At 60.0% G+C, this 26,742-nt stretch carries 29 protein-coding genes; 17 read left to right on the top strand and 12 right to left on the bottom strand.

Annotation, left to right across the window (positions count from 1 at the left end):
- Positions 1 to 103: 103 nt before the first annotated feature.
- Positions 104 to 1,171: a Fic family protein gene (locus tag MTP39_RS13245; protein WP_249240875.1), complete on the top strand. Its 1,068-nt coding sequence runs from the start codon at positions 104 to 106 to the stop codon at positions 1,169 to 1,171.
- Between the two features lie 189 nt (positions 1,172 to 1,360).
- Here the strand turns inward: MTP39_RS13245 and MTP39_RS13240 are convergent, their stop codons facing one another.
- The 6 genes from MTP39_RS13240 to MTP39_RS13215 form a co-directional block, all read right to left on the bottom strand.
- On the bottom strand, positions 1,361 to 1,690 hold the full coding sequence (locus MTP39_RS13240) for a hypothetical protein (protein WP_249240874.1): 330 nt from the start codon (positions 1,688 to 1,690) through the stop codon (positions 1,361 to 1,363).
- Between the two features lie 74 nt (positions 1,691 to 1,764).
- Positions 1,765 to 2,121 (bottom strand): hypothetical protein, encoded by a 357-nt coding sequence (locus MTP39_RS13235; RefSeq protein WP_249240873.1) that lies wholly within the window; start codon positions 2,119 to 2,121, stop codon positions 1,765 to 1,767.
- 219 nt (positions 2,122 to 2,340) lie between these two features.
- Positions 2,341 to 3,513 (bottom strand): DHHW family protein, encoded by a 1,173-nt coding sequence (locus MTP39_RS13230; RefSeq protein WP_249240872.1) that lies wholly within the window; start codon positions 3,511 to 3,513, stop codon positions 2,341 to 2,343.
- Positions 3,514 to 3,525: 12 nt separating this feature from the next.
- Positions 3,526 to 4,944, bottom strand: coding sequence for an MBOAT family O-acyltransferase (locus MTP39_RS13225; RefSeq protein ID WP_249240871.1), 1,419 nt, complete (start codon positions 4,942 to 4,944; stop codon positions 3,526 to 3,528).
- Between the two features lie 119 nt (positions 4,945 to 5,063).
- Entirely contained in the window at positions 5,064 to 5,633 is a 570-nt protein-coding gene (locus MTP39_RS13220; RefSeq protein ID WP_249240870.1) for a DUF4358 domain-containing protein, read from the bottom strand.
- 141 nt (positions 5,634 to 5,774) lie between these two features.
- Positions 5,775 to 6,596 carry a M15 family metallopeptidase gene (locus tag MTP39_RS13215; RefSeq protein ID WP_249240869.1) on the bottom strand — a complete coding sequence of 274 codons (822 nt, stop codon included), beginning with the start codon at positions 6,594 to 6,596 and terminating at the stop codon, positions 5,775 to 5,777.
- A 79-nt stretch (positions 6,597 to 6,675) separates the two neighbouring features.
- Between MTP39_RS13215 and MTP39_RS13210 the strand changes: the two genes are divergently transcribed.
- The 4 genes from MTP39_RS13210 (at position 6,676) to MTP39_RS13195 (ending at position 8,915) form a co-directional block, all read left to right on the top strand.
- Positions 6,676 to 7,125, top strand: a complete 450-nt coding sequence (locus tag MTP39_RS13210) for a SpoVA/SpoVAEb family sporulation membrane protein (RefSeq protein WP_112091520.1) — start codon at positions 6,676 to 6,678, stop codon at positions 7,123 to 7,125.
- An 87-nt stretch (positions 7,126 to 7,212) separates the two neighbouring features.
- Complete coding sequence (locus MTP39_RS13205) at positions 7,213 to 8,229, top strand: stage V sporulation protein AD (RefSeq protein WP_249240868.1); 1,017 nt, start codon at positions 7,213 to 7,215, stop codon at positions 8,227 to 8,229.
- 1 nt (position 8,230) lies between these two features.
- Positions 8,231 to 8,587, top strand: coding sequence for a SpoVA/SpoVAEb family sporulation membrane protein (locus MTP39_RS13200; RefSeq protein ID WP_015537621.1), 357 nt, complete (start codon positions 8,231 to 8,233; stop codon positions 8,585 to 8,587).
- 76 nt (positions 8,588 to 8,663) lie between these two features.
- Entirely contained in the window at positions 8,664 to 8,915 is a 252-nt protein-coding gene (locus tag MTP39_RS13195) for a peptidoglycan synthetase (protein ID WP_249240867.1), read from the top strand.
- Between the two features lie 71 nt (positions 8,916 to 8,986).
- Here the strand turns inward: MTP39_RS13195 and rpsT are convergent, their stop codons facing one another.
- Complete coding sequence (gene rpsT, locus MTP39_RS13190; RefSeq protein WP_005943554.1) at positions 8,987 to 9,247, bottom strand: 30S ribosomal protein S20; 261 nt, start codon at positions 9,245 to 9,247, stop codon at positions 8,987 to 8,989.
- A 165-nt stretch (positions 9,248 to 9,412) separates the two neighbouring features.
- On the opposite strand from rpsT, the gene gpr reads away from it, so the two are divergent.
- Together gpr and spoIIP are read left to right on the top strand one after the other, a co-directional pair.
- Positions 9,413 to 10,198 carry a GPR endopeptidase gene (gene gpr, locus MTP39_RS13185; protein ID WP_249240866.1) on the top strand — a complete coding sequence of 262 codons (786 nt, stop codon included), beginning with the start codon at positions 9,413 to 9,415 and terminating at the stop codon, positions 10,196 to 10,198.
- Between the two features lie 17 nt (positions 10,199 to 10,215).
- Positions 10,216 to 11,343: a stage II sporulation protein P gene (gene spoIIP / locus MTP39_RS13180; RefSeq protein WP_249240865.1), complete on the top strand. Its 1,128-nt coding sequence runs from the start codon at positions 10,216 to 10,218 to the stop codon at positions 11,341 to 11,343.
- A 1-nt stretch (position 11,344) separates the two neighbouring features.
- On the opposite strand, the gene MTP39_RS13175 is transcribed toward spoIIP, so the two are convergent.
- Positions 11,345 to 11,896: a hypothetical protein gene (locus MTP39_RS13175; protein WP_249240864.1), complete on the bottom strand. Its 552-nt coding sequence runs from the start codon at positions 11,894 to 11,896 to the stop codon at positions 11,345 to 11,347.
- A 527-nt stretch (positions 11,897 to 12,423) separates the two neighbouring features.
- Here MTP39_RS13175 and asnS point away from each other — a divergent pair.
- The 8 genes from asnS (at position 12,424) to MTP39_RS13135 (ending at position 19,007) form a co-directional block, all read left to right on the top strand.
- The gene (asnS, locus tag MTP39_RS13170) at positions 12,424 to 13,812 is read left to right on the top strand and encodes an asparagine--tRNA ligase (RefSeq protein WP_005925302.1); all 1,389 of its coding nucleotides are present in this window, start codon (positions 12,424 to 12,426) and stop codon (positions 13,810 to 13,812) included.
- Positions 13,813 to 13,898: 86 nt separating this feature from the next.
- Positions 13,899 to 14,942, top strand: a complete 1,044-nt coding sequence (gene mutY / locus MTP39_RS13165) for an A/G-specific adenine glycosylase (protein WP_249240863.1) — start codon at positions 13,899 to 13,901, stop codon at positions 14,940 to 14,942.
- 242 nt (positions 14,943 to 15,184) lie between these two features.
- Positions 15,185 to 15,379, top strand: coding sequence for a phosphatase (locus MTP39_RS13160; RefSeq protein ID WP_249240862.1), 195 nt, complete (start codon positions 15,185 to 15,187; stop codon positions 15,377 to 15,379).
- A gap of 111 nt (positions 15,380 to 15,490) precedes the next feature.
- Positions 15,491 to 16,795: a murein hydrolase activator EnvC family protein gene (locus MTP39_RS13155; RefSeq protein WP_249240861.1), complete on the top strand. Its 1,305-nt coding sequence runs from the start codon at positions 15,491 to 15,493 to the stop codon at positions 16,793 to 16,795.
- Positions 16,796 to 16,820: 25 nt separating this feature from the next.
- A complete protein-coding gene (locus MTP39_RS13150) occupies positions 16,821 to 17,477 on the top strand; it encodes a hypothetical protein (protein ID WP_249240860.1) in 657 nt (218 codons plus the stop codon).
- A complete protein-coding gene (locus MTP39_RS13145; protein ID WP_249240859.1) occupies positions 17,468 to 17,632 on the top strand; it encodes a hypothetical protein in 165 nt (54 codons plus the stop codon). The genes MTP39_RS13150 and MTP39_RS13145 overlap by 10 nt, the downstream gene beginning before the upstream one ends.
- Before the next feature lie 194 nt (positions 17,633 to 17,826).
- Positions 17,827 to 18,519, top strand: coding sequence for a zf-HC2 domain-containing protein (locus MTP39_RS13140; protein WP_249240858.1), 693 nt, complete (start codon positions 17,827 to 17,829; stop codon positions 18,517 to 18,519).
- Positions 18,520 to 18,521: 2 nt separating this feature from the next.
- Complete coding sequence (locus MTP39_RS13135; RefSeq protein ID WP_249240857.1) at positions 18,522 to 19,007, top strand: RNA polymerase sigma factor; 486 nt, start codon at positions 18,522 to 18,524, stop codon at positions 19,005 to 19,007.
- A gap of 195 nt (positions 19,008 to 19,202) precedes the next feature.
- Here MTP39_RS13135 and ptsP read toward each other — a convergent pair whose 3' ends face one another.
- From ptsP to MTP39_RS13115, 4 genes are all read right to left on the bottom strand, one after another.
- On the bottom strand, positions 19,203 to 20,846 hold the full coding sequence (gene ptsP / locus MTP39_RS13130; RefSeq protein ID WP_097779394.1) for a phosphoenolpyruvate--protein phosphotransferase: 1,644 nt from the start codon (positions 20,844 to 20,846) through the stop codon (positions 19,203 to 19,205).
- 103 nt (positions 20,847 to 20,949) lie between these two features.
- Positions 20,950 to 21,213 carry an HPr family phosphocarrier protein gene (locus MTP39_RS13125; RefSeq protein ID WP_112091379.1) on the bottom strand — a complete coding sequence of 88 codons (264 nt, stop codon included), beginning with the start codon at positions 21,211 to 21,213 and terminating at the stop codon, positions 20,950 to 20,952.
- A 285-nt stretch (positions 21,214 to 21,498) separates the two neighbouring features.
- Positions 21,499 to 22,152 carry a DUF4830 domain-containing protein gene (locus tag MTP39_RS13120; RefSeq protein WP_117949438.1) on the bottom strand — a complete coding sequence of 218 codons (654 nt, stop codon included), beginning with the start codon at positions 22,150 to 22,152 and terminating at the stop codon, positions 21,499 to 21,501.
- A 127-nt stretch (positions 22,153 to 22,279) separates the two neighbouring features.
- Positions 22,280 to 23,707: a GH25 family lysozyme gene (locus MTP39_RS13115; protein WP_249240856.1), complete on the bottom strand. Its 1,428-nt coding sequence runs from the start codon at positions 23,705 to 23,707 to the stop codon at positions 22,280 to 22,282.
- Positions 23,708 to 24,098: 391 nt separating this feature from the next.
- Here MTP39_RS13115 and MTP39_RS13110 point away from each other — a divergent pair, with 391 nt between their 5' ends.
- Together MTP39_RS13110 and MTP39_RS13105 are read left to right on the top strand one after the other, a co-directional pair.
- Positions 24,099 to 25,157, top strand: a complete 1,059-nt coding sequence (locus MTP39_RS13110) for a PTS transporter subunit IIC (RefSeq protein WP_097783316.1) — start codon at positions 24,099 to 24,101, stop codon at positions 25,155 to 25,157.
- A 319-nt stretch (positions 25,158 to 25,476) separates the two neighbouring features.
- The gene (locus tag MTP39_RS13105; RefSeq protein WP_249240855.1) at positions 25,477 to 26,709 is read left to right on the top strand and encodes an argininosuccinate synthase; all 1,233 of its coding nucleotides are present in this window, start codon (positions 25,477 to 25,479) and stop codon (positions 26,707 to 26,709) included.
- Positions 26,710 to 26,742: the final 33 nt, after the last annotated feature.

Genomic DNA, 26,742 nt, shown 5'->3' with positions numbered 1-26,742 from the left:
TTCGTCTCATACACTTGCGCTTTCGTCTAAAATGGGGTATGATTGAGACGAAAGACGGATATCATGAGACGAAAGAACCGCCGGAAGAAGGAGGAGACACAGCATGAGAAGCTTTGACTACGGACAACTGGCAGACCGGATGTGGGATATGGAAACGCTCTCGTATGTGGCAAAGATCCATGAATGCAAAGGCCGACAGGAGCTTTATGTGCGCCAGAAACCGGCAGAACTGGATCGTTTGGTGGAGATTGCCAGAATACAGAGCACAGAGGCTTCCAATAAGATCGAGGGCATCGTAACGACCGATACCCGCATGAAGCAGCTGCTGGCCGATAAAACCACACCGCGCAACCGGGACGAAAGCGAGATCATGGGGTACCGCGAGGTGCTGAATACCATCCATGAAAACCATGATCTGATCCCGGTCAACTCCAATTATATCCTTCAGCTGCATCGGGACATGATGCAGTATGCAGGTGTTTCGTACGGAGGACATTTTAAGAACGTACAGAACTATATCAACGAGACCAGACCGGACGGCACGCAGGTGACCCGGTTTCAGCCGGTGGCACCCTATGAAACGCCTGCGGCGATACAGGCCATCTGCGAGAGCTATAATCAGACGCTTTTACAGGAAAAGGTGGACCCGCTGCTGGTGATCCCGGCGTTTGTATGCGATTTTTTGTGCATCCACCCTTTTAACGATGGCAATGGCCGGATGAGCCGTCTGCTGACGCTGCTTCTGCTGTACCGCAGCGGGTACGAGGTGGGAAAGTATATCAGCATTGAAAAACAGATCGAAAAAACGAAGGATACCTACTACGAGGTGTTGCAGCAGATCGATCAGGGCTGGTATGAGGGAACGAATGACCCGGTGCCGTTTATCCGGTATATGCTGAAGATCATTTTGGCTTGCTATGCTGAGTTTGAACAGCGCGTAGGGCTGGTGAACGCAGAGGGAACACGGAGCACGGCACAGCAGATCGTGGAGCATTATGTCAACGGAAAAATCGGGCGTTTTACAAGTGCAGAGGTGGTGGCAGCCTGCCCGATGATTGCAAGATCTACAGTGCTGCGGGAACTGAAGGAGCTGACCCGGAAAGGCGTTCTGCAAAGGCTTGGCACGGGCAAAAACACCTGCTATGTCCGCAGGGATGCGCTGGAGAAGTAATGCCGATTCGTCTCATACACTTGCGCTTTCGTCTAAAATGCACCATGTTTTAGACGAAAACTTGGATACATGAGACGAAAGCTAAAAGAAAACCCTACAAAAACAGCGGAGGCGCTGCCCTTTCGGGCAGCGCCTCCGCTTGCTTTGTTCTTTGGTGTACTCCGAGCCGATCTTATGAGATAAGATGGATCAGAGCAGGATGACTGCTGCATTGATGATCAGGCCGACACCGGTAGCGGTGGAGCTGATCATGTAAGCGGTGCAGGCAATGTCACGGATGGCGTTGGCAGTGCTCTTCTCCATATCGGCAGTCAGAGCATCCAGACCGGTCTCAGTCCAAGTGTTGGGGTTCTTACGGCGGTAGTCGCGGACAGCGGTCACGCCTCTGAACCAGCCATACGGAGGGATCAGCCAGCACAGCAGAGCCTCGGTCATGGTAGCATTGGCGCCGCCTTCGGTGTAGGTCATTTCCTCAGTGGACAGGACATTGTAGTACGCGGGCATCATCATTTTTTCCATAATAACACTCCTTTTGAAACAAAGCTATCCAAAACGGTGCACCCAAATCGCACCGTTTTATCTGATTAAAAAGGTCAGCGCACGATCAGCAGAACGGCGCTCAGGGGAGCCAGTGCCACTACCATGGTGGTGGAGACCGCATCCCGCACAAAGTTGCTGGCGGATTTGCCCATGTCGGTGGCAAGGGCATCGGTAGCGCGGCCCAGCACGGTAAAGAAGTTGCCGTCCTTGTTGCCGTCCTGCTGCAGCCATGTGCGTGCCTGCTTGATGCCCCAGATATAGCTGGAAGCCAGCACCACAGCACCTACGACCGTTGCGGCAGTGGTAGCGATCCCGGCAGCATCATCCACTGCGCCGCCGCCGGTGGTATAGGTCATTTCTTCGTTGGAAAGTACCGCATAATCTGCGGGATAATTCATCTTTTTCATCATCAATACTCCTTTGTCAAGGGGGAATGCCGCATTGCATCCCGATTCCCCGGCGTCCATACCCAAGGCCGATAGAGCATTGTTCTCTATATAGCCATTCTACAACAGTGGTCGGATTTTATCAAGGGGTTTTGGTACATCTGTGCAAAAACTGGCGGGACGCATGAAATTGCAGCTATAAATTTGTGAAAATAGACTGCAATAATTTGGGCTTTTGGCTGTTTAGCCTGTTACACCGGCGCGGTAGAGGTAGGGGTCGCTCTTGAAGCTGTCAAAATTGTACAGCACAAGGATCTGGTCGTAGCTGTTATCGGCGATCAGCTTGTCCAAGCCGTAGTTGTAATTGCGGAAGTCCACCACGTCGATGTCGGCGTAGTTGGCGGTCAGGTAGGGCACAAAGCAGTTGGCGTAGCTGTCCTTGATGACAAGGATGCGCCCGCTGCCGTTGCCCTGCACCCGGCTCAGGCCGTTGTTGCCGTGCAGGAACATGGCGTACTTGTCGTAGACGGAAAGCTTTTCCGTGTCGTATAAGCCGGTAGTCTGTCCCTCGGTGGGCTGCCCCGCCGCCGTCACGTTCCATACCGTCAAGGCGTTGGCAAGGTCGTAGTAGGTGATCACGTCCGGCACGGCGTTCCATGTGCGCGCCTTGGCGTAGTGGGTGCCGTAAAAGCCGTCGGCAGTCAGCGCGGTGTGTGCGGCGGTGTCAAAGGGGGTAAGGCCAAGGGTCTGGCACAGCTGGCTGTACGCGTAGTAGGCGCCAAGGCTCGTCCAGTGGTGGTCGGTGCGGTAGTAAATATACTCGCTCTTGTGGGCGGTAAGGGTCTGGCGCACGTCCACAAAATTCCCGCCCGCTGCCTGCACCGCAGCGGAAAGCTGGTCAAGGTAGCCGTCCTCATCCAGCAGAGGGGCGTTTGCGGGCACGTTCTCTTTATAGATATCGCTGGCGGCGGGGGCCAGCAGCACATTCACCTTGCCCGGGTAGCGCTGGCACAGACTGGTGAGCGCTGCGGTGTTTTTGGGCAGGGTGCGCTCCTCGCTGGAAAGCAGCCCGTAGGTGCGGGGGAACATCATGTGCTCCTTGCCCAGCAGGATGCCGCCGTTCTGCTGCTTTTGCAGCAGGGTGGTCTCCACCACGCTCTGCAGGCTGATCCAGCTATCGCGCCCTGCCACCTGATCCTTGACGTATTTGGTATAGGCGGTAAAGTAGCTGTTCAGCCCCTTGGCGGTGAACTGGGTCAGCGCCGGGCGCTGGCTGAGGGTGGTGTTCTCCAGCTCGCTGTAACTGCGGTCCGGGGTGACCATATCCAGCGCGAACAGCCCGATAAAGAACAGGCTGAACACCACCAGCACCGGGTAGTGCAAAAGGGAGGAGGTCTTTTTCTCGTGTTTGGACATCTTCCCGCCTCCTTAAAAGTTAAAGTACAGGAACGGGCTGTTGGTGCTGCCCACCACATAGGCGGTGGAGACCACCAGCAGCGTCAGGATGGCAGCGCAGCGGGTGACTACGTTCTTGCGCAGCACGTCCCACAGCTTTTCGATCAGCGGGGTGCAGCACACCACGCTTACCGCCAGCAGTACGCCGTAATTCCGCAGGAAATACAGCGGCGACACCCCGCCGGAGGGGATAAAGAGTTTCTGGAACAGCAGCCCGAAGGACACGCCGGTGTCGTTGCCCACGAACATCGCCCAGCCCACCACCACAAGGAACAGGGTGTAGAAATGCGGCCACACCCTGCCTTTTTTCAGGTAGGGCAGCAGGAACAGCTTTTCGACTGCCAGCAGCACAAAGTAGTAAAGACCCCAGCAGATAAAGTTCCAGTTTGCGCCATGCCAGATGCCGGTGAGCAGCTCCACGATGAACAGGTTCAGGATCTGCCGCTTGAGCCCCTTGCGGTTGCCGCCCAGCGGGATATACACATACTCCCTAAACCAGCCGGACAGGGTCATGTGCCAGCGCCGCCAGAACTCGGTGATGGAAGCGGAGATATAGGGGTAGTTGAAGTTTGCGGGGAAATCGAAGCCCAGCATCTTGCCCATGCCGATGCCCATCAGGGAGTAGCCGGAGAAATCGAAGTACAGCTGCAAGCTGTATGCGATGATGCCCAGCCACACCAGCGGGGTGGAAGCGTTTGCCAGTCCCACAAAGGTGGTGGAGGGGCTGTCGGCTACCCCGATGATGTCCGTCCACAGCGCGCCCACGGCGTCCGCCAGCAGCACCTTTTTGGCAAGACCGAAGGTGAACAGGGTCATGCCCTCTTCAATCTGCTTGAGGTTATAGCGGTGCTTGTAGACGTGCAGCTGGTCGGAGACGTCCCGGTACTTGACGATAGGTCCCGCGATGAGCTGCGGGAACATGACCACATAAGCGCCGAAATCAATGATGTTGCGCTCGGCTTTTACATCCCGGCGGTAGACGTCGATGGAGTAGGAAAGGGTCTGGAAGGTGTAGAAGCTGATGCCCAGCGGCAAAGTGCCGATGCCCTGGATCTCGGCAAAGGCGGTGCCCAGCAGGGCATTCACGCTGCGCAGCACAAAGTTTGCGTACTTGAAGTAGAACAGCATCCCCAAACTGCCAACGAGCGCCACCAGCAGAAAGAAACGGCGCAGCGCGGGCTTTGCATCAAAATGCTCGATGGCAAGGCCGCTGAGATAGTTGATGAGGATAAGCGCCACCATGACCGGAAAAAAGCGCACCTCGCCCCAGCAGTAGAACACCAGACTGCACAAAAACAGCACGGTGTTTTTCAGTTTTGCGGGGGCAAGATAGTACAGCGCCAGCGTGATGGGCAAAAAGCGGAACAGGAAGATGATGGTGCTGAAAACCAAGGGGTCAGCCTCCTTTTTTACAAGTTTTGCGGGCAATAACGGTTTTCCCATCCCGGGTGCGGGAGGGCTTGACTGAAAAAAGCCGATGCCGCAGATGGCACCGGCTCGGAAGGTCAGATTCAGCTGTTCAGGGCGCTGTCCACAGCACTGGTCAGGTCTGCGGTGCACGCGTTGGAGGCAATCACCATGACCACACGGTCGCCCTTGGAGGAGATGATGGCGTTTTCCACGTTGCTCTGTGCCTGTGCAAACTCGGCGTAGTTGCCGTAGAAAGCCACCTGATCCTGCTTGTAGCTTTCCAGCGCGGTCACCACGTCCTGTGCCTTGCCGGAAGCGGCTTCCACCACCAGCACAAGGCCGGCGTCACCGTTGTCATTGCTCTTCACGCCCTTGTAGGCGGCTACGTCCTCCGCCTTCAGGCCAAAGTCGTACTCGATGTTCATGGCGGCGATCTCGAACTGGTTGGAGATGGGGTTGGCAGCCAGCAGGGACTCCACGGCGCTGTCCAGATCGGCAGTGCCGTTTTCGGTGGTATCCGCTGCCGGGGCGGCAGTGCTGGAAGCCGGTGCAGAGGCGGAGGCGCTGGACACGGAGGACGGCGCGGAAGAAGCACTGCCGCCGCAGCCGGTCAGGGCAACAGCCAGCACGGCGCTGACGGCGATCACAGAAAGTTTTGTGCGGTTTATCATAAAATATTCCTTCTTTTGTTGAATTCATTTGTCGGGGTGCGGGGCTGTGCCGCGCACACGGGCAGACTGTATTTATCTTACCATAACAGCAGGTAAATTGCAACGCACCCCACAGGGTTTTCCGGCAGTTTTCATTGGATTTTAACCGGTCACGGTCTCCCCGGCGGCAATGCGCTGCAAAACGGCGACCGCGTCCTCCAGACACAGGCCGCTCTGGTTGAGCAGGGCGGCGTTTTCCGGGCCTACATAGCGCCAGTGCCACGGCTCGTAGGTGATGCCGGTCACGCTTTCGGCTTCCTTGGGGTAGCGCAGGATAAAGCCATACTGCTCCGCGTTCTCGCACAGCCAGCGGAAGGCGGCGGTGTCGGCAAAGCCGGTGTCAAGGGTGGTGTGCTCCGGGCTGTTCAGGTCGGCGGCAAGACCGCAGTTGTGCTCCGAGCAGCCCGGCGGGTTGACGATGGTGGCGGCCTTTTCCCGGGCGGCGGCTTCGCTCAGACCCTTGCTGCGGTAATACTGGGTCTTGTTGTCGTACAGCTTTTTCTGGTAGCTGACGCTGCGGTAGCCGCTTTGCATCCGCACATCCACGCCGTCCTTGGCGGCAGCAGCCTGCATGGAGAGAAAGGCGTCGGCGGCTTCGGTCTGCAAGGTCTTGTTGATGGCGGTGGCCGAGCCGCATTCCTTGGTCTCGACGGGGTAGTCCTCCGGCATCTTGTGGGTGCGGCTCACAAGGATCATGCGGGGGTCGTCCAGCAGCGCCTGTGCCTGTGCGGCGGTAAGGGTGCTCTGCTGCGCGCCGTTCTCGGCGGGCTGCTGCACAAGGCTTTCGGCAGGCAGCTCGGGCAGCTGCGGCACCGCAGCTTTGCGGGTGCAGGCGTAGGCAGTGCCGCCCGCCACAAAACAGGCCAGCGCCGTCAGGCAGAGCAGACGGCGGGCGTGATGGTTGCGATGATGGGAAGAACGCATAGACTATACCTTCTTTCACAAAAAAAGGATAAGCACCCGCCGCCCCGGGCAGACTATCCGCAAAAGGGGGCGCGGGAAGATGAAGATGACAGCGCAGGAATACGCACGCCGGGTGCAAAAGGCCGGGCCGCACTCGCCGCTTTTGGCAGACTGCTTGTGGGCGTTCTGCGTGGGCGGCGGCATCTGCCTGCTGGGCGAAGGGCTGCGGCAGCTTTTTTTGCGGCAGGGCGCGGACGCCGAAGCGGCGGGCACTCTGACCAGCTGCACCCTGATTTTGCTCTCGGCGGTGCTGACCACGCTGGGCTGGTACCAGAAGCTGGCGGCAAAGGCCGGGGCGGGGTCGCTGGTGCCCATCACCGGCTTTGCCAACGCGGTGGTCAGCGCGGCCATCGAGTTCAAAGCCGAGGGGCGTGTGCCGGGCACGGGCGCCAAGATGTTCCTTATCGCCGGGCCGGTCATCGTGTACGGCACGCTGGCGGCGGTGGTGTACGGTGTGGTGCTCTGGCTGCTGGGGGCCTCTGCTTTATAATACGGAACAGCCCCGCCGGATATTGCAGCGCCACAGCACCAGTATAGCACGTTCCGGGGCATTTTTTGCAGAAAGGGAGAAATTTTTATGACAGAGCGCCGGGGCGATACCCTGTTGTTTCATACCCCGCCGGTCATCGCCGCACAGGCGGCGGTGGGCGGCAAAAAAGAGAGCGAAGGCCCGCTGGCAGCGGGCTTTGACGAACTGACCACCGACAACCGGCTGGGACAGCGCAGCTGGGAGGCCGCCGAAAAGCAATTGCAGCTGCGGGCGGCGCGGCTCTGCCTGCAAAAAGCGTCTCTGCCCGCCGAGCGGGTAGACCTTGCGCTGGCAGGGGACTTACAGGCGCAGTGCACCGCCTCCGGCTACGCGCTGCGGGAGCTGGGGGTGCCCTTTGCGGGGCTGTTCGGGGCGTGCAGCACCATGGCGGAGGCGCTGGCACTGGGCGCGGCGCTGTGCAGCAGCGGCGCGGCGCAGAACCTGCTGGCCATGACCTCCAGCCATTTCTGCGCGGCAGAACGTCAGTTCCGCACCCCGCTGAGTTACGGCGCGGTGCGCACCCCTACCGCCCAGTGGACGGCTACCGCCGCCGGGTGCTGCCTGCTGCGCCCGGCAGGGCAGGGGGTGGGCATTGCTGCCGCCACCTTTGGGCGGGTGCAGGATTATAATATTAAAGATATCAACAACATGGGCGCAGCCATGGCACCGGCAGCAGCCGCTACCTTGTTACAGTATCTTGCCGATACCCGCGCCGAACTGCGGGATTTTGACTGCATCTATACCGGCGACCTTGGGCTGGTGGGCAGTCAGATGCTGCGGGAGTTATTGGCAGCAGAGGGTCTGCTGCTGAAAAACCACGCGGACTGCGGCTGTCTGCTCTACGATGCCGGGGAGCAGCGGGTAAAAAGCGGCGGCTCGGGCGCGGGCTGCTGCGCCGCTGTGCTCTGCGGGCATATCCTGCCAAAGCTGCTGCGCCGGGGCAGCCGCCGGGTGCTGTTTATCGCCACCGGGGCGCTGATGAGCCAGACCACCTTTTTACAGAAGGAGAGCATCCCGGCGGTGGCACATTTGGTGGAGCTGACCGCACCGGAAAAGGAGAACTGAAATGAACTATCTGTGGGCATTTTTAATAGGCGGTGTCCTCTGCGCGGTGGGGCAGCTGTTCATCGACCTGACAAAGCTGACCCCGGCCCGCATTCTGACCGGCTATGTGGTGGCGGGAGTGGTACTTTCGGCGGTGGGGCTGTATGCGCCGCTGGCAGAGTTTGCCGGTGCGGGGGCGAGTGTGCCGCTGCTGGGCTTTGGGCATCTGCTGGCAAAGGGGGTGCGCACCGCCGTGGCAGAAAAGGGTGCCATCGGCATCCTGACCGGCGGACTGACTGCGGCTTCTGCGGGCATCACCGCAAGCCTTGTCTGCGGCGTGGTGTGCAGCCTTGTGGGTAAAAGCCACGACCAGAACTAAGCTGTTTGTCTGCGCTGCTTCGCCATATTTTGCGCCCGGCGGCTGGTAAACTGGGAGCAAAACGGAGGTGAGGCGCATGAAACACAGCGGACAGACCGTATTGTGGGAGCTGTGGGCGGCGCTGTGCCTGTGCACGGCGCTGGTGCTGCCGCCCGGCAGCCCGTGGCTGCACGAGCCGGCGCTGTTGTACCCGGGGCTTTCGCTGGCGGTGGTGGTACCCGCCGCATGGGCGGCGTGGTGGATGGCGGTGCCGCCGCAGCCGTTGCCGCCGGAGCAGCTGCTGGAGCCGGTGCAGCGGCAGAGCCTTGTCGCGCTGTGCGGGGTATAGCCCCGAAAAAACAAAAACCCCTGTGCCGGGTACCCGGTACAGAGGTTTTGTTCGTCAATCAAACTGCGCGATCAAGCGTTCTTGTTAGCACGCTTTGCCATACGGCTGATCTTGCGGCTGGCGGTGTTCTTCTTGATGACACCCTTAGCGCGAGCCTTGTCGATCGCGGAAACAGCAGCCAGGACGGTTGCGTCCTTGTCAGCGGCATTCGCATCGATGGCAGCGTCTGCCTTCTTGACGACTGTTTTCAGGTTGGTCTTAATGGCCTTGTTGTGAGCCTGCTCTGCAGCAGCCTGCACGACGCGGTCCTTCTGAGATTTGATGTTAGGCATTCGTTCCACCTCCTTGGCTACCTATAACAGCGCACCCTATGATACCATATTTCGCGTACCAGCGCAAGCGTTTTTTTGATTTTTGTTTGGAAAAGTTTTGTTTTTCCCATACTTTCCGGCAAGAAAGCGGGCTTTTGCCCCCAAAAGGAACGGAGAGTGTGGAAAATGCGTACTACGGATATGGCCGACGAGCTGTTTTCGGCAGCAGCGCAGCCCCTGCCCGCAGGGGTGCGGCTGGCTACCGCCCGCCACGGCGGGGTGACGGTGACAAGGGTGGAGATCGCCCGCGAGGGGCTCAGCCGCCCCCGGGGCAGGTACGTCACGCTGGAAATGCCCAGCGTCAGCGTGCTGGACGAGCGGGACGCCGCCGTCATAGAGGTGTGCGCCCGGGAGCTGCGCGCCCTGCTGCCGCCGGAAGGGCCGGTGCTGGTGCTGGGGGTGGGCAACCGCCGCATCACCGCCGATGCTCTTGGCCCGCGCACGGTGCAGCGCATCCTTGTTACCATGGGCGCGGGCACTGCCCCGCCGGTGCGGGGCCTGCGCCCGGTAGCGGCCGTTGCGCCCGGGGTGGCGGCAGCCACCGGGCTTTCGCTGCAGCAGCTGGCGGCGGCGCTGGTGGGGCAGCTGCGCCCGGCGGCGGTGGTCTGCGTGGACAGTCTCTGCTCCGCCGAGGGGCAGCGGCTGGGGCGCACGGTGCAGTTTTCGGACTCGGGGCTTTACCCGGCGCAGGCTGACCACACCCGCCACCTGACCCGGGACACCCTTGGCGTGCCGGTGGTGGCGGCGGGCATCCCTACCCTGATGCAGGCGCAGGAGGGCGCAGACCTTGTGGTCACGCCCCGCGCGCTGGACAGCGTCATCGCCCACGGCGCGGCGCTGCTGGCGGGCAGCGTCAACCGCGCCTTGCAGCCCCGCCTTACCGTGCAGCAGCTCTGCTGGCTGACGGGGTGAAGAAAGGAGGTCTTGCCATGCGCAGCAGAGAGCCTTGGCGTCTGCCTGCGGGGCAGAGCAGGGCAGTGCCCTTTTTGCAGGCTGCGGTGCTGTTTGCGGCCCTGTGCATCTTTGCCCGCAGTGCCGCGCTGGTGCTGGCGGCCTTTCTGGCGGCGCCGGTGCCCGCCGCGCAGACTTTGCTGCATCTGGGACAGCAGGCGGTGGAGAGCCGGGCTGCGGCGGCGTCTGCGGAAAGCGTGCCGGAAGCCGCGTCCGCGCCCTCTCCGGCGCAGGAGACTGCCGCCCCGGTGCAGACCGGGGTGGAGCAGTATTTTGTGGCCTTGCAGCCGGACGAAGCCCGCCCCGCCGATGCCGGTACAGTAACAGAGCAGCAGTTCGGGCAGGGCAGCGGCGAAAAGTACATCCCCTGCGGCGCGGGCAGCATCAAAAATAACACCCGGCAATCGGCGGCAGACATCGCCGCCGAGGCGGCGCAGCCCTTGCCCTTTGCCATCGAAAAGGACAGTGCCGCGCCGCAGGTGCTCATTATGCACACCCACGCCACCGAGGACTACCGCCTTTCTGCCGGGTTGTGGTTCACCCCCGGAGACGGGGCACGCAGCACCGACCGCAGCATCAATATGTGCGCGGTGGGGCGGGTGATGGCAGATACCCTCAACGCGGCGGGCATCTGCACCCTGCACGACGAGACCCTGAACGACTACCCCAGCTACACCGGCAGCTATGCCAACAGCCGGGCGGTGGTGCAGCAGTATCTGGCGCAGTACCCCAGCATCAAGGTGGTGCTGGACGTCCACCGCGACGCCATCGAGCGGGAAAACGGCACCCGCTGCGCCCCGGTGTGCACCATAGACGGGCGGCAGGCGGCGCAGGTGATGATCATCTGCGGGTGCGACAACGGCACCAGTGTGCAGCTGCCTGCATGGCGGCAGAACCTGCGCTTTGCCGCCGCGTGGGAGCGCAGCATGGAAGCAAAATATCCCGGCTTTACCCGTCCGGTGCTGTTCAGCTACCGGTTCTATAATCAGGACCTGACCACCGGCAGCTTGCTGATCGAGATCGGCGGGCACGGCAACAACTTAAATGAGGCCCTGTACGCCGGATATCTGGCAGCACAGGGCCTCGTGGAAACATTATTAGGCTGAATCAGCCGCCAAGGCTGGAGATCATGCTGCGCTTGGCAGACTGGTAGTAGCTCCATGCCTGATCGGCTACGGTCTCGGGCTGGTTATACTCCCGCAGGATGCTGCGCATCTCGCTGACCACCGAGGAGACGGCACTGTCGTAGGTGCTTTCCACCGAGGAAAGATGCTTGTAGGCAATGCTGGCCTTATTGATAAGGTTGCGCTCGCTGGCGGGCAGGGCGTGGTATTCGTCCTTTGCGCGCTGGATGGCACTGCTGACATCCGACCGTGCCGCAGACTCCAGCGAATACAGCTGGCTCATCAGCGAGGAGATCTTGGCATCGCACTCCGGGTTTGGCGGGTCGTAGACGTGACCGCTGTCCTCCACTGATGCGGAACCTCCTTCGTAAGTGCTTTCCCCGGCACTTGGGGGAGAGGGGAACCAGTCGCCGAACAGAAACTCGTTGTACCCGGCAATGAATTCCTCCTTGGTGCAGCCGCTCAGCAGGGCTGCCAGTGCGCAGCTGACCACGGCGAGGGTCAAAAGACGGATGGCGCGGTGTGCGTGTTTCATGATCTCCTCCAGTATCTGTTTTTGCGGAATACCGCTTTTTCCATTTTACCAGAGAAAAGGCGTTCTGACAAGAAAAAACGCAGAATTTTATTCAATGCCGTGCGGTGAGGTTGACAAAATGCCGCCAACGTGCTATTTTAAAACAACAAATGCAAGGAACGGGAAAAGTAGCGCGGGCCGTCCGGCCCAGAGAGTGCGGCACAGCTGAGAGCCGCGCCCGTGCGCCGCGTGAACGAACACCCGGGAGCAGCAAACTGAACACGGCAGCGCGTCTGCCGCAAAGTAGGTGCGCCGCAGGTCCAGCGTTACAGGGACAGCGCTTAAACAAAGAGCGCGTGAGCGACCGGACACTTCCGGTAATTCAGGTGGCACCGCGGACATTATAAGACAGCTTGTTCGCCCTGAACTTTCAGGGCAAAAGCTGTCTTTTATTTTTTATTTTTGGCTTTGTCTGCGGGTACCCCGGTGCCCGCAGACAAAGCAGAGGATCGAGCCTCTTTGTACAGAGGACGAAAAGGAGAACTACTATGGAACGTACCGAGATCCTTTCGCTGTTCAAGAACACCCCGGCGGACGGCACCGAGATCACCGTCTGCGGCTGGGCCAAGAACATCCGCGACTCCAAGAACATCGGCTTCATCGCCCTGTCGGACGGCGGCTGCTTCAAGACCCTGCAGGTCGTGCTGGAAGCCGGAAAGCTGGCAAACTACGATGAAGTCATCCACACCGGTCTGTACAGCAGCCTGCGCATCAAGGGCAAGCTGGTGCTCACCCCGCAGGCAAAGCAGCCCTTTGAGCTGAACGCCGAGAGCGTGGAGATCCTGGGCGACTGCCCCGCCGACGAGTACCCCCTGCAGAAAAAGAAGATGAGCATGGAGTATCTGCGCACCATGCCCACTCTGCGCCCCCGCACCAACACCTTCAACGCTGCCTTCCGCGTGCGCAGCGTGGCTGCCTACGCTATCCACAAGTTCTTTCAGGAGAACGGCTTTGTCTACGCCCACTCTCCGCTGATCACCGCTTCCGACTGCGAGGGTGCAGGCGAGATGTTCCGTGTGACCACACTGGATCTGGACAATGTGCCCAAGACCGAGGACGGCGCTGTGGATTACAGCAAGGACTTCTTTGAAAAGCCGGTCAACCTGACCGTTTCCGGCCAGCTGGAAGCCGAGGCCATGGCGATGGCCTTTGGCAAGGTGTACACCTTTGGCCCCACCTTCCGCGCCGAGAAGAGCTTTACTACCCGCCACGCTGCCGAGTTCTGGATGATCGAGCCGGAGATGGCCTTCTGCGACCTGAACGGCTACATGGACAACGCCGAGGCTATGATCAAGTACGTCATCCGCTATGTGCTGGACAACTGCCCGGATGAGATGGCCTTCTTTAACCAGTTCATTGATAAGGGCCTTGTCGAGCGTCTGGAGCTGGTGGCAAACAGCGAGTTCGCCCGCATCAGCTACACCGAGGCTATCGAAATTCTGAAAAAGAACAACAAGAAGTTCCAGTACCCCGTGGAGTGGGGCGTGGATATCCAGACCGAGCACGAGCGCTACCTGACCGAGGTGGTGTACAAAAAGCCGGTGTTCGTCACCGACTACCCCAAGGAGATCAAGAGCTTCTACATGAAGCAAAACGCCGATGGCAAGACCGTGGCGGCAGCAGATATGCTGGTGCCCGGCATCGGCGAGCTGATCGGCGGCAGCCAGCGTGAAGAGGACTACGGCAAGCTGGTGGCCCGCATGGACGAGCTGGGCATGGACAAGACCAACTACGAGTGGTACCTGAACCTGCGCAAGTTCGGCGGTGTGGAGCACGCAGGCTACGGCTTGGGCTTTGAGCGCATGATCATGTACCTCACCGGTATCCAGAACATCCGTGACGTGCTGCCCTTCCCCCGCACCGCATACGGCTTCTGAGAAGCGCGCATACTGTAACTAAAGAAAGCCGCCGCTTCTGCGGCGGCTTTCTTGTTCTTCATTTTTCAACAAGGAGCACAAAACAAGTGGAAAACATTTCGCCTGCCCTCTTGGACTGGTTTTACAAGAACCGCCGCAGCCTGCCCTTCCGGGAGGACCCCACCCCCTACCATGTGTGGCTCAGCGAGGTGATGCTGCAGCAGACCCGGGTGTCGGCGGTGCTGCCGTATTACTACCGCTTTCTGGAAGAGCTGCCGGATATCCCCGCGCTTGCCGCCTGCGAGGAGGAAAAGCTGCATAAGCTGTGGGAGGGGCTGGGCTATTACAGCCGGGTGCGCAACCTGCAAAAGGCTGCAAAGCTCGTCTGTGCGCAGTACGGCGGGCAGCTGCCCGCCGACTACGCCGCCCTGCGCGCGCTGCCCGGCATCGGGGAGTACACCGCCGGTGCCATTGCGTCCATCAGCTTCGGCTTGCCCGTGCCCGCCGTGGACGGCAATGTGCTGCGGGTGTTTTCCCGCCTGTATAATGACACCGGTGTAATTACAGAACCGGCGGTAAAAAAGGCCTTTACCGCCCGGGTCATGGAGCATCAGCCGCCGGAAAAGGCCGGGGATTACAATCAGGCGCTGATGGAGTTGGGCGCGCTGGTCTGCGTGCCCAACGGCGCGCCTTTGTGCGGGCAGTGCCCGCTGGCAGAGCTCTGCCTTGCCCGGGCGGCGGGCACCACCGCCCAGCTGCCCCAGAAGGCAAAGCCGAAGCCCCGCAAACTTGTGCCGGTAACGCTGGCACTGGTGGAAAGCCCGGCGGGCTTTCTGGTGCAGCAGCGGCCGCAAAAAGGGCTGCTGGCCGGGCTGTGGCAGCCGGTCTTGTGGGAGGGCGAGCATCTTTTGCAGGCCGAGGTGCTGGCGCGGCTGGCGGCACTGGGGCTGGACACCGGCACGGCAGCTCTCGCTGCCCTGCCCGCCGCAAAGCATATCTTTACCCATATCGAGTGGCTCATGTCCGGCGTGCAGCTGCACGTTCCGGCGCAGCCCGCGCCTGCGGGCTATGTCTGGGCAAGCCGGGAGCAGCTGCGCACCACCTACACCCTGCCCGGGGCGTTCCGGGCATATAAGCCTCTGCTGCTGTAAGTTTGGCAATTTGCTGTAATGAACTGCGCCAAAACCGGCACACTGCCCAAAGTGTGCCCCGCAGCACTTTCGGGGCGTGAAAATTGGGGCGCAACGGTTGTAATTTTGGACGCGAACGGGTATAATAAAAGTTACAAAGCGGCGCAGTGGTGCCGTTTGCATCAAGATCCTTTTGCGGGACGCCCGCTGGAAAAATCAAGCTGAAACAACGTTTCAACTGCAAAAAGGAGTGTACTGAATCTATGAAAAAATCTTGCTTGGTCGCTGTGATCGCTGTTCTGGCTGCTGTGGCTGGTGCGCTGGCTGCTGTGGCACTTTACCTGAACCGCCGCGAGAAGGAGCTGGACGAATACGAGCGTCTGCTGTTCGGCGAGGATGACGCAACCACCGTAGAGCCGGAGGAAGCCGCTGCTGAGGACGAGACCGAGGCAGAGTAATCCCCTGAATACCGGAAACTGCCGGGAAGATAAGCGCATCGGGGCGCACGGAGCAGTCTGTCTGAACGGACTTGCCCCGGTGCGCCCTTTTTGTACATAAGGAGAAGGAACATGAAGCGTTTTTTGCTTTGGCTCATCAGTGTGGCGCTGGGTGTGGTGGTGCTGCTGGCGGCTGTGATGGGGGTAAGCTATGCCTTTACCACTGAGGGCGGCTGCCCGGACGGCGCGGCGCAGTTCGGCGGGCAGGCACTGGAAACCAACGGCTCCTGCTGGCAGGTGCCGCTGCTTGGCGGGCAGCTGGATAAGGTATTTGCCAGCCCCGCCACCCTGACCGTGCAAAAGCTGGGGGTGCTGTACACCGCCCACCCGGAGCTTGCCTTGCCGGACTGGACCTGTTACACCGCCCTGACCATCCAGAATGCGGCGGGGGATGTGCTGTTTGCGGGCAGCGCAGGGGAGTACCAGAACTTCCTCTTCCCTGCGAACGGTGAGTATAAGGCGGAACTGACCGCATGGCGTGTGCCCAAGGGCGGGGTCATCACCCAGTTCGAGGGCGGCAGCACCGGGCAGCTGCGCAAAAATCTGGGTTTAGAGCGCCCCGCAAAGCCCACCGGCTGGTACCGGTATAGCTTCCGGTTCACCCTGCAGGCCAGCGCGGAGGTGGAACTTTCCACTGAGCGGGTGGAGCAGGGCGGCACGGTGGGCGTGCGCATCTCTGGCATGACCGGGGACGCCGTGCCCACCATCGAGACCGACCTTGGCAGCGTGCAGTGCGTGCGCGCCGCCGAGGGCTGGCGCGCCTATATCCCGGCAGCCTATAACGCCTCCTCCGGCGGGCACGAGATAAACATCACGGTGAATGGCGAGACCATCACCCGCACCCTGACCGTGCTGCCGAAGGACTTTGGTACGGCAGAGGTGGAAGCCGAGGAGCCCGCCCCGGAGAGCGCCAACGCCCAGTTCCGCAGTGCCATCTGGCCGCTGTACGAGGCTGACGCCACCGCCAAGCAGTGGCAGGGCGGCTTTGTGCCCCCGGCTGAGGACTCCATGACTTTGGTGGACTACGGACAAATCAAGGTAACGAACGGTCAGCAGGGCAGCCGCTCCAACTCCACAAAGCTGTACACCATCCCGGGCGCGCCCTGCCGCGCAGCGGCCAATGGCACGGTGGTGTTCGCGGGCAGTCTGGAACTTACCGGCAATACGGTGGTCATCGACCACGGCTGCGGGCTGCGCAGCTACCTGTACGGCTTGCAGGAGCTTTCGGTCAGCAAGGGCCAGACCGTGGAAAAGGGGCAGGCTGTGGGCGCACTGGGCGAAGAGCTGACCATGGACTTCAAGCTGGGCAGCAGAAGCGTGAACCCCCGGCTGCTGTTCCAGACCTCCGGCGGCTTGTTCTGGAAGGAAAACGACTGAGCCGTAAGATGCAGGAGGAACGACATTGAAAAAGAGGATCATTGCATGGGCGGTGCTGTTTTCGGTGTGCGCAGCAGTCCTTGGGCTGTGGTGCAGCGCCGCCGCCGGCAAAACTGCCCGCACACTGCCCTGTGAGGCCGAGGGGCTTATCCTTTCCATCACCACCTTTGACGGCAAGAGCGAATCCAAACCCTTTCTCAAGTGTTTCGGGCATACATGGATCGGGCTGGACAACCGCACCGGGCACACGGTCTACCTGAAAGACCGCGCCATCCCGGACGGCGAGATGGTCACCTTCTCGGTCTGGGCGGTGTCGGGGCTCTCGGGGCTGCTGTTCGATCTGGAACCGTGCTATATCGCCAATTACGGACGCTACTCCGGCAGGTTGTCCCTGAGCACCAATATCGGGGAAGAGCAGCTGAAGGTCATCGAGGACTACATGGAACAGCACGATAAATGGACGGTGAACAAAAATTGCAGCTACTGGTCGATCCATCTGTGGAACGCGGTGGTGGGCGAGGATGCAGCCCTGAAGATCCGGGGCTTTGTCTGCACGCCCGAAAAAATTGAACAGGCCTTCAGCGCCTTTGACTGCGTGGAGGTGGACAAGGACTTCTCCCGCGCGGGCGGCATCTACTGCTACAAGGACGGAGAGAGAACGGAGCTGCAATTATGTTCGTAAGATTCATCACAAGCAGGCTGCTGCGGGTCATCGTGTGCGCAGCGGCGGGGCTGTACGGCCTGTACAACGCCATCTCCTGCTTTGTCACCCTGTATAAGGCGGGGCATCAGCCCTACCTGATGGCCGGAACGGTGCGGTTCGATTTTCAGGGCTAATACATGATGGCCGCCATGCACATTGGCATCTGCCTGCTTTTGGGAGTGCTGGTATGGCTCTTCCTCAAGGGAACGAAAAAACTGCGGGAAAAGACCGCGGTCGGGTAAATTTGCGTTTTTTCTGTAACGTTTTTCCTCTTTGTGCGTTATTGGGGTGAAAGGGCACACGAAAGCCCGCAAAGGAGAAAATGACCATGAAACTGGAATGTGACGTGATCCGCGATTTACTGCCCCTGTACGCCGAAAAACTTGCCAGCCCCGCCAGCAGTGCGCTGGTGGAGCAGCACCTTGCAGAGTGCCCCGCCTGCCGTGCAGAGCTGGAACAGATGGAAAAGCCGGTGCCGGTGCAGCCGGAGCCCCAGCCGGATGCACCGCTGCGGAGCATCCGAAAGACCTTGCAGAAAAAGAGCATCCGCATAGCGGCGGCAGCGGTTCTGGCAGTGCTGTGCGCCTTTGGGCTGGTGTTCTGGATGGGCGGCGCAAAAACGCCGGTGACGGCAGAACAGGCGAAGATTTGGACTTACAACAAAAAAGAAAATGAGGCGAATCTCTGTGTGCTGGAAGTGCAGGGCGAAAACGTCTGGCTGGAACTGGAAGGCTCCTTTAACTGGGGCAAACCATCCGTTACCGTCCGGGCGGTACGCTATACCTTCCCGCACATCCATGCTGCGCTGGAAGGGCTGCTGGGCACATCGGCTTCTGATACCAGCATCACAGTTTCCGGCACACAGCTGCTGACGGTGCAATGCGCCGATGAGAACCTCTATTACAGGGACGGTCAGCAGGTGAAGCGGTTCATCCTGAAAAAAGAGGATGGAACGCAGACCTATGTTTACGAATCTGAGGATGTGGTCACACAGGAACAAGGCGTGTTTGAGAAGGGCTGACTATGGACATTGAAACCATCTACCGGCTCTACTTCCGGGACGTCTGCCTGTTTTTGCAGGGACTTACCCGCAGCGAGACGCTGGCCGAGGAGCTGACGCAGGAGACCTTTTTCCGGGCGCTGGACGGTTTGAAGGATTATGACGGAAAACAGGATGTGCGGGCGTGGCTGTTCACCGTGGCGCGCAACGCCTACTACGACCACTGCCGCCGCGCAAAGCACGCCGCCCCGCTGGAAGATGCCGAAACAAAAGCCGCCGACAGCCCGGATATCGCGCAGCTGTTGGTGGATAAAGACGCCGCCTTTACGGTGCACCAGTGTCTGCACGCGCTGGAAGAGCCTTACAAAGAGGTGTTCAGCCTGCGGGTGTTCGGTGAGCTGCCCTTTGAGAGCATCGGGGCTATTTTTGGCCACAATGCCGCATGGGCGCGGGTGACTTATTACCGCGCCAAGACCCGCATCCAGACCATGCTGGAACAGCAGAAATGATTGGAAATGCCCGCCGCGCGAACCCTCTCAGTCACGCCTTACGGCGTGCCAGCTCCCCCGAAAGGGGGAGCTTTTTTGTGTGGCGGCAAAGACTGAGGGGGTAAATCCCATCCGTGAAAATGGAAAGCCGGAGCGTCCGCAGACGCTCCGGCTTTCCGAAATTTAAAATAATGTTTTTTATCGTCCTGCCCAGGTTCAGGCCTTCTCAGAGGGCTTGCTCAGGTCTACGCTGCGGATGATCTTGCGCACCGGCAGGATGCTCTTGGCGTTCATGGACAGCTCGTCCACGCCCATGCGCAGGAAGGTCTCGGTCAGGGCGGTGTCGGCACCCAGCTCGCCGCAGATGCCTACCCAGATGCCATGGCGGTGACCGGCTTCAATGGTCATCTTGATGGCGCGCAGCACGGCGGGGTGGTGGGGGTTGAAGAAGGGCTCCAGCTTTGCGTTCTGGCGGTCCAGTGCACAGGTGTACTGGGTCAGGTCGTTGGTGCCGATGGAGAAGAAGTCGCACTCGGCGGCCAGCTCGTCCGCGATGAACACGGCGGCGGGGGTCTCGATCATGGTGCCCACTTCAATGTTCTGCCCCATCTTGACGCCCTCGGCGGTCAGCTCGGCGCGGCACTCTTCCAGAACAGCCTTGGCGTCCTGCAGCTCCCGCAGGCTGGTGATCATGGGGAACATGATGCTCATGTTGCCGTAGGCAGAAGCCCGCAGCAGCGCGCGCAGCTGGGTCTTGAAGAAGTCCTTGCGGGTCAGGCAGATGCGGATGGCGCGGTAGCCCAGTGCGGGGTTATCCTCGTGATCCAGCTTCATATAATCCACAGTCTTGTCTGCGCCGATATCACAGGTGCGCACGACCACCTTGCGGGGGGCGAGGCTTTCCACAACCTGCTTGTAAGCCTCGAACTGGTAGTCCTCGGTGGGGAAGTCCTTGCAGTTCAGGTAGACGAACTCGGTGCGGAACAGACCAACGCCGCCGGCGTCGTTCTGCTGCACTGCGCCAACGTCGCCCATGCCGCCGATGTTGGCGAACACGTTGATGGTCTTGCCGTCCAGCGTGGTGTTGGGCTTGCCCTTCAGCTCCTGCAGCAGGGCCTGCTTCTTCTGGTCCTCCTGCTGGCGCTTTTTCAGGCTCTTGAGCAGGTCGGGGGTGGGGTCTACATACACACAGGCGTTGTAGCCGTCCACCACAGCCATCTTGCCGTCCCAGTCGTCCTGAATGTCCTTGCACTGGATCAGGGCGGGGATGTTCATGCTGCGTGCCAGAATGGCGGTGTGGCTGTTGGAGCTGCCCTCGCGGGTGATGAAGCCCAGCAGCAGGCTTTTATCCATGCGCACGGTCTCGGAGGGAGCCAGATCCTCGGCTACCAGAATGCTGGGCTCGGTGCCCTGCAGGGAAGCGTTGTCCACCCCCTGCAGAATGTCCAGCATGGCCTGCGCGATGTCCAGCACATCGGCGCTGCGGGCCTGCAGATACGGGTCGTCCATGGCAGAGAACACCGCAGCCTGATTGTTGCCGGCGGTCTTGACGGCGTACTCGGCGCACATCTTCTGCCCGTTGATGATCTCCTTGATGGCATCCACAAAGTCGTCATCATCCAGCATCATGGCGTGGATGTTGAACACCTCGGCGATGTCCTCACCGGCTTCTGCCAGTGCCTTTTCGTACAGGGCAGTCTGCTGCTCAATGGCCTTCTGGCGGGCAGCTTCAAAACGCTCCAGTTCTGCGGCGGTATCTGCCACAGGAGCGGTGGAAATCGCGGTGTCTTTTTTCTTATAGATCTTCAGCTTGCCAATGGCGATGCCATTGAGTACGCTTTTGCCGGTGCCTACCTGCATAGCACTTTCTCCTTCCACTTACAGCCGGGCGTGCAGCGCCCGGCGTGTTGTCAAAAAAAGCCCCCGCAGTTTCCCCGCGAGGGCTCGGCTTTTAAGCCGCGGCTCAGACGTTCTCGCTCAGGAACTTCTGGATGGCCTCTGCGGCTGCTTCTTCATCATCGCCTTCGACCTTGATGGTCACGGTCTCGCCCTGCTTGACGCCCATGCCCATCAGAGCCATCAGCTTGCGCATATCGCAGCTCTTGCCGTCCTTCTCGAGGGTAGCGGTGCTTGCAAAGCCCTTCACGGTCTTGACCAGCAGGCCGGCGGGACGGGCATGGATGCCGCAGGCATCCTTAACAGTGTACTGAAATTCCTTCATAATCATTTTCTCCTTACTACTTGATCCCTCTGCCCGGACTGCACATTCAGCCCCGGAACATGGCTTTATCAACGGGGATCGGTATACTACTATTATAAACCCGTACCGGTTTTTTTGCACCGTTTCATATTGCCGATTTTTACAAGAATTTTTTGTTATATTTGAACATACGGATGCTACAAAAATCCGTGTTTTGCCTAATTTTTGTCGAATCGTTTGTAAAAACTAGGCAGTTTGTGCAACTGCCGGACAAGAGCTTAAAAAAGGTCGTTTTTCCCTCGAATGCCGTCCCTATTCCACAGGGTAGCCTTCTGCGTCCAGCGGCAGCTCGGTGTAGGGCGCTGCCTGCGGGGCGGCTTCGGGCGCTGTCTCCGGTTCGCCGGAGGTCTGCTGTGCGGTGCTGTCGGTCAGCTGCTCATCGTGCCGCTCGCCCCAGTCGCCGCTGTAATCCTCGCCGGAGGTCTGCTTTGCCAGCTCGTTCTGGGCGTCCTGCAGCCCCAGCACCGTGCCGGAGGGTTTTTCCAGCAGATACGCGCCCACCGCCTTCTTTTTGTACACCAGCAGCACCCCGTAGCGGCTGGTCTCGCCATTGCTTGCCGCCGGGAGCAGCGCCGACCATTTTTCCACCGTTTTGCCCTTGTAGCGGGCAAGGTCCATGCCGCTCTGCTGCACCACCCCGTTGAAAGCGGAAAAGCTGTCGTCCCATTTGCGGGGGATCTTGACCTTATCCGCCGTGATGGACGCGCCGTCCACCTCCAGTCCGTAGCCGGTGAACCATGTCTGGATGTCCTGTGCGCTCTCGATACGGTTCACCGGGGCAGCTACCGCCACCGTCCGGGTACTGATGAACCGCCCCAGCATGGCGCTGAACACCACCAGCGCGCAGCACGCCGCCCCTGCTCCCAGCTTTTTCAGGCTCGTTTTGCTCAGTGTTACCACAAACATATCTCCATGCCTCCCCGCCATTTGCGCTTGCATACTCTGCCACCAGCTTATGCACAAAAACAGGGGAGTATGATAAAAACACCCCCGGTCAGGGCTTGCGCCGCTGACCGGGGGTGTTTAGTCTCTTTTACCCGATGTAGCTGATATTGGCGTCCAGATCGCCGTTGTAGCCGTTGATGCGGGCCTTCTCGGTGCCCTGCCACAGATCGCAGCCGATGGGGCTGGAGGAGACGCCGTAGTGGGCGTTCCAGATGGTGTAGCGGCTGCGCAGGGTGTTGTAATCCACCCGCTTGCGGTACCATGTGGTGGAAGCGTACACGCCGGGCTTGTAGCCCAGCTCCTTCACCCGCTCGCAGAAGGCGATGGCGCACTTGGTGCGGTCCTCGACGCCCAGACCGTCGGCGCGGCCGGTGCCGCCCGGGGCGGTGGAAGCCTCGGTGTCGTAGAAGATGGGGTAGTCCAGCATCCGGCCGTTCAGCGCCCAGTTGCAGCCCTCGGCCTCCTCCTGCGCCTCGGCTTCGTTCACGGCCTGCGTAAAGAAATACACGCCCACCTTCAACCCCGCATTGCGGGCGTTGGTGAAGTGCTCCTCGAACATGGGGTCCTTGACCAGATTTCCCGCAGCGCCGTAGCCCCGGTAGCCGATGCGGATGATGACGAAGCTCACGCCGGATTTTTTGATCTTGTTCCAGTCCAGCCCGGACTGATACTTGGACACGTCGATGCCAAAGGTCACGTTGTCCTGCTTTACGCCGTTGGCATCGAAATAATACAGCTTGCCGTCAATGGAGCGCAGACCGGTGACCTTTTTGTTGGTGCCCTGCGCGTAGTAGTAGGTCTTGCCGTTCTCGGTGCGCCAGCCGGAGTACACCGGCTCTTCTTCTTTGTCCTTGATGCCGAACAGCCAGTTGAACAGCCACCGGAAAAAGCTGTTTTCGTCGGTCAGGTCGATGCACTGCGCTTCGGCATCCTCCAGCGCGCCGGAATCCAGCGCCTGCTGGATCTGCTCCGGGGTCAGCAGTACGCTGTCCTCCGGGGTGTGCTGGGCGGCGGTGTCGTTCTGGGCGGTGCCGTCCGCTGCGGGAGCCTGCGGGTCCTGTGCGGCCAGCTCCGGGGTCTCTTCCAGCAGCATGGCAGGGGAGTTCTCCTCTTCCAGTGCGGTATCCTCAGCGGGCTGTGCCGGTGTTTCCGGCGTTTCGGCGGCTTCTTCCGGTTCAGCCGGTGCGGTTTCGGCGGTTTCCGGTTTTTCGGTCTGTTCCGGGGCGGGGGCAGTCTGCTGCGGCTGCGCGGTGCTTTCCGCTTCCTGCTCCGGGGCGGCGGCCGCTGTGCTCTCGGTGGCCGGTGCAGGGTCAGCCGCTGCCGGGCTGCTTGCCTGCGGCGTCTCGGCGGTAATATGGGGCACGACTGCGCCCACGGTCAAAGTTTCCGGCTGTGCAGACAGCAGGGTCGCTGCCCCTGTGCCGCCCACAGCCAGAACCAGCGCCATGGTCAGCGCTGCAACGGCTGCCGCCGCCTTGCGGCGGGCTGTGCCGGATCGGTCAAATCGTTTTTTCATCTGTCGTCTCTGCCTCCGAATCTCCCGGTGGTGCAGCACTGCGCTGCCCCGGGTCTTTGCCCCTTGCCCGGGGCGGGCCTGCTTTTATTCCACGCCGCCCATGGGTTCAGGATAAAAAGGACGGCGGATGATAACTTTACGCTTCCTCTAGTATACACCCGCACGCGGGGAGCAGTCAACGGCACAGCGGGCTTCTACACAAATTCTCCACCGGGGCAGTGTGTCGGAAAATGTTCCAAATGGAATACGTTCCGGCAGGGCAGAACATTGCACAAAGCTGAAATTTCACATTTTTTCCAGCAACCTCTTGCTGTCTTGACAGGTGTATGGTATGATACAGGGCATACGTTCGTAACCTTAACGATCTGTTTTGGATAGAAAGGCAAGTTTTATGTCGAAGCTGAAAGAATTTTTGGCGCGGAAGGATATCGTCATCTCTCCGCAGCGTTACCTCATTGACGCACTGGGCGCAATGGCGCAGGGCCTGTTTGCCAGCCTGCTCATCGGCACCATCATCAAGACGGTGGGTCAGCAGACCGGTCTTGCACTGCTGGTGGATCTGGGCGGCTATGCCACGGCTATGAGCGGCCCCGCCATGGCCTGCGCCATCGGCTGGGCACTGCATTGCCCGCCGCTGGTGCTGTTCAGCCTGATCACCGTGGGCTACTCGGCCAATGCGCTGGGCGGCGCAGGCGGCCCGCTGGCCGTGCTCATCATTGCCATTGTGGCAGCAGAGCTGGGCAAGGCTGTGAGCAAGGAGACCAAGGTGGATATCCTTGTCACCCCGCTGGTGACCATCTTTGCGGGCGTCGGGCTTTCCATGCTCATCGCCGCCCCCATCGGCGCAGCCGCAAGTCAGGTGGGCACTCTTATTATGTGGGCCACCGAGCAGGCTCCGCTGGTCATGGGCATTCTGGTGTCGGTCATCGTGGGCGTGGCACTGACCCTGCCCATCTCCTCTGCCGCCATCTGCGCCGCACTGGGTCTGACCGGCCTTGCGGGCGGCGCTGCCGTGGCGGGCTGCTGCGCCCAGATGGTGGGCTTTGCCGTGATGAGCTACAAGGAGAACGGCGTAGGCGGCCTTGTCAGTCAGGGTCTGGGCACCAGTATGCTGCAGATGGGCAACATCATCAAGAACCCCCGCATCTGGATCGCCCCCACGCTGGCCAGTGCCATCACCGGCCCGCTGGCTACCTGCCTGTTCCACTTTGAGATGAACGGCGCAGCGGTGTCCTCCGGCATGGGCACCTGCGGTCTGGTGGGTCAGATCGGCGTTTACACCGGCTGGGTCAGCGATATTGCCGCCGGCACCAAGGCTGCCATCACCCCCATGGATTGGGCTGCCATGGCACTGCTGTGCTTTGTGCTGCCTGCCGTGCTCAGCGTGGTGTTCTGCGAGGTGGAGCGCAAGCTGGGCTGGATCAAGGACGGCGACTTGAAGCTGAACTAAATATTGATAGGAAAACCACCGGAGCGTCTGCGGATGCTCCGGTGGTTTTGTTTGCAGAGGGTTTATCCTCTCCGAAAACCCATGAAAAAATACACTCGAATTGCATAAAATGCGCATATATTTAATAATATTTGCATAAAGATACAGATTAAACCAAAAGAAAAGCGAAACGGACGCTATGTTTGGCAGTTTTTAGCATTGACGAAAAACCCGCGCTGCGTATAATAAAAGCATCAACCGCAAACGAAAGACAGAGGATGCGAAGGGAAATGCGCATCAGAGAACAAAAGTGTATTTTTATTAAAGGAGCGCGTTTATCATGAAAAAGGAAAACATCAAAAAAGTCGTGCTGGCTTACTCCGGCGGTCTGGATACCTCCATCATCATTCCCTGGCTGAAGGAAAACTACAACAACTGCGAGGTCGTTGCTGTTTCCGGTGACGTGGGTCAGGGCACCGAGCTGGACGGTCTGGAAGAAAAGGCCAAGGCTACCGGCGCATCCAAGCTGTATGTGCTGGACCTGAAGAAGGACTTTGTGGAGAACTACATCTTCCCCACCCTGAAGTTCGGCGCGAAGTACGAGGACTACCTGCTGGGCACCAGCTTTGCACGTCCGTGCATCGCCAAGGCACTGGCAGACATCGCCATCAAGGAGGGCGCAGATGCCATCTGCCACGGCTGCACCGGCAAGGGCAACGATCAGGTGCGTTTTGAGCTGACCCTCAAGGCACTGTGCCCAGATATGGCCATCATCGCTCCGTGGCGTGAGTGGGACATCAAGAGCCGTGACGAGGAGATCGACTACGCCGAGGCGCACCACATCCCCCTGAAGATCAACCGCGAGACCAACTACTCCAAGGACAAGAACCTGTGGCACCTGAGCCACGAGGGTCTGGATCTGGAGAACCCCGCCAATGAGCCCCAGTACAATAAGCCCGGCTTCCTGGAGCTGGGGGTCAGCCCCGAGCAGGCACCCGATGTTCCCACCTATGTGACCATCCACTTTGAAAAGGGCGTTCCCACTGCCGTGGACGGCAAGGAGATGGGCGCTGTGGAGCTGGTGGAGTACCTGAACGCGCTGGGCGGCGCAAACGGCATTGGTTTGCTGGACATCGTGGAGAACCGTCTGGTGGGCATGAAGAGCCGCGGCGTGTACGAGACTCCCGGCGGTGCCATTCTGTACAAGGCCATCGACGTGCTGGAGACCATCACGCTGGACAAGGAAAGCTCTCACTTCAAGGCACAGCTGGCACAGAAGTACGCCGACATCGTGTACAACGGCCAGTGGTTCACCCCGCTGCGCGAGGCACTGGATGCCTTTGCCGACAGTCTGGAAAAGACTGTTACCGGCGATGTGAAGCTGAAGCTCTACAAGGGCAACATGATCAACGCCGGTGTCACCTCTCCGTACACCCTGTACGACGAGCAGACCGCTTCCTTCGGCGAGGACGAGGACTACAATCAGGCCGATGCCGCAGGCTTCATCAACCTGTTCGGCCTGTCCATCAAGGAGCGCGCAAAGCTGTCCAAGAACTGGCCGGAGGTCAAGTAATCGCAACATTTTCGACTGCGTGTGTTTTCACAC

Origin of the sequence: Faecalibacterium sp. I3-3-33 (assembly GCF_023347295.1) — a bacterium.
GTDB lineage: Bacteria > Bacillota > Clostridia > Oscillospirales > Ruminococcaceae > Faecalibacterium.
The sequence above is the reverse complement of the archived record's forward strand: the minus strand, read 5'-3'. Positions and strand labels throughout refer to the sequence as shown.

What these genes read in the sequence shown, in the direction of transcription:
- MTP39_RS13140 (WP_249240858.1), top strand. Translation starts at nt 17,827, where the DNA reads ATGAAACTGGAATGTGACGTGATCCGCGATTTACTGCCCCTGTACGCC.
- MTP39_RS13210 (WP_112091520.1), top strand. Translation starts at nt 6,676, where the DNA reads ATGAAGATGACAGCGCAGGAATACGCACGCCGGGTGCAAAAGGCCGGG.
- gpr (WP_249240866.1), top strand. Translation starts at nt 9,413, where the DNA reads ATGCGTACTACGGATATGGCCGACGAGCTGTTTTCGGCAGCAGCGCAG.
- MTP39_RS13120 (WP_117949438.1), bottom strand. Translation starts at nt 22,152, where the DNA reads ATGTTTGTGGTAACACTGAGCAAAACGAGCCTGAAAAAGCTGGGAGCA.
- MTP39_RS13245 (WP_249240875.1), top strand. Translation starts at nt 104, where the DNA reads ATGAGAAGCTTTGACTACGGACAACTGGCAGACCGGATGTGGGATATG.
- MTP39_RS13230 (WP_249240872.1), bottom strand. Translation starts at nt 3,513, where the DNA reads ATGTCCAAACACGAGAAAAAGACCTCCTCCCTTTTGCACTACCCGGTG.
- MTP39_RS13135 (WP_249240857.1), top strand. Translation starts at nt 18,522, where the DNA reads ATGGACATTGAAACCATCTACCGGCTCTACTTCCGGGACGTCTGCCTG.
- MTP39_RS13115 (WP_249240856.1), bottom strand. Translation starts at nt 23,707, where the DNA reads ATGAAAAAACGATTTGACCGATCCGGCACAGCCCGCCGCAAGGCGGCG.
- rpsT (WP_005943554.1), bottom strand. Translation starts at nt 9,247, where the DNA reads ATGCCTAACATCAAATCTCAGAAGGACCGCGTCGTGCAGGCTGCTGCA.
- MTP39_RS13195 (WP_249240867.1), top strand. Translation starts at nt 8,664, where the DNA reads ATGAAACACAGCGGACAGACCGTATTGTGGGAGCTGTGGGCGGCGCTG.
- MTP39_RS13160 (WP_249240862.1), top strand. Translation starts at nt 15,185, where the DNA reads ATGAAAAAATCTTGCTTGGTCGCTGTGATCGCTGTTCTGGCTGCTGTG.
- MTP39_RS13145 (WP_249240859.1), top strand. Translation starts at nt 17,468, where the DNA reads ATGTTCGTAAGATTCATCACAAGCAGGCTGCTGCGGGTCATCGTGTGC.
- MTP39_RS13155 (WP_249240861.1), top strand. Translation starts at nt 15,491, where the DNA reads ATGAAGCGTTTTTTGCTTTGGCTCATCAGTGTGGCGCTGGGTGTGGTG.
- MTP39_RS13240 (WP_249240874.1), bottom strand. Translation starts at nt 1,690, where the DNA reads ATGGAAAAAATGATGATGCCCGCGTACTACAATGTCCTGTCCACTGAG.
- MTP39_RS13175 (WP_249240864.1), bottom strand. Translation starts at nt 11,896, where the DNA reads ATGAAACACGCACACCGCGCCATCCGTCTTTTGACCCTCGCCGTGGTC.
- MTP39_RS13215 (WP_249240869.1), bottom strand. Translation starts at nt 6,596, where the DNA reads ATGCGTTCTTCCCATCATCGCAACCATCACGCCCGCCGTCTGCTCTGC.
- asnS (WP_005925302.1), top strand. Translation starts at nt 12,424, where the DNA reads ATGGAACGTACCGAGATCCTTTCGCTGTTCAAGAACACCCCGGCGGAC.
- MTP39_RS13200 (WP_015537621.1), top strand. Translation starts at nt 8,231, where the DNA reads ATGAACTATCTGTGGGCATTTTTAATAGGCGGTGTCCTCTGCGCGGTG.
- MTP39_RS13235 (WP_249240873.1), bottom strand. Translation starts at nt 2,121, where the DNA reads ATGATGAAAAAGATGAATTATCCCGCAGATTATGCGGTACTTTCCAAC.
- MTP39_RS13110 (WP_097783316.1), top strand. Translation starts at nt 24,099, where the DNA reads ATGTCGAAGCTGAAAGAATTTTTGGCGCGGAAGGATATCGTCATCTCT.
- MTP39_RS13105 (WP_249240855.1), top strand. Translation starts at nt 25,477, where the DNA reads ATGAAAAAGGAAAACATCAAAAAAGTCGTGCTGGCTTACTCCGGCGGT.
- ptsP (WP_097779394.1), bottom strand. Translation starts at nt 20,846, where the DNA reads ATGCAGGTAGGCACCGGCAAAAGCGTACTCAATGGCATCGCCATTGGC.
- spoIIP (WP_249240865.1), top strand. Translation starts at nt 10,216, where the DNA reads ATGCGCAGCAGAGAGCCTTGGCGTCTGCCTGCGGGGCAGAGCAGGGCA.
- MTP39_RS13220 (WP_249240870.1), bottom strand. Translation starts at nt 5,633, where the DNA reads ATGATAAACCGCACAAAACTTTCTGTGATCGCCGTCAGCGCCGTGCTG.
- MTP39_RS13205 (WP_249240868.1), top strand. Translation starts at nt 7,213, where the DNA reads ATGACAGAGCGCCGGGGCGATACCCTGTTGTTTCATACCCCGCCGGTC.
- MTP39_RS13125 (WP_112091379.1), bottom strand. Translation starts at nt 21,213, where the DNA reads ATGATTATGAAGGAATTTCAGTACACTGTTAAGGATGCCTGCGGCATC.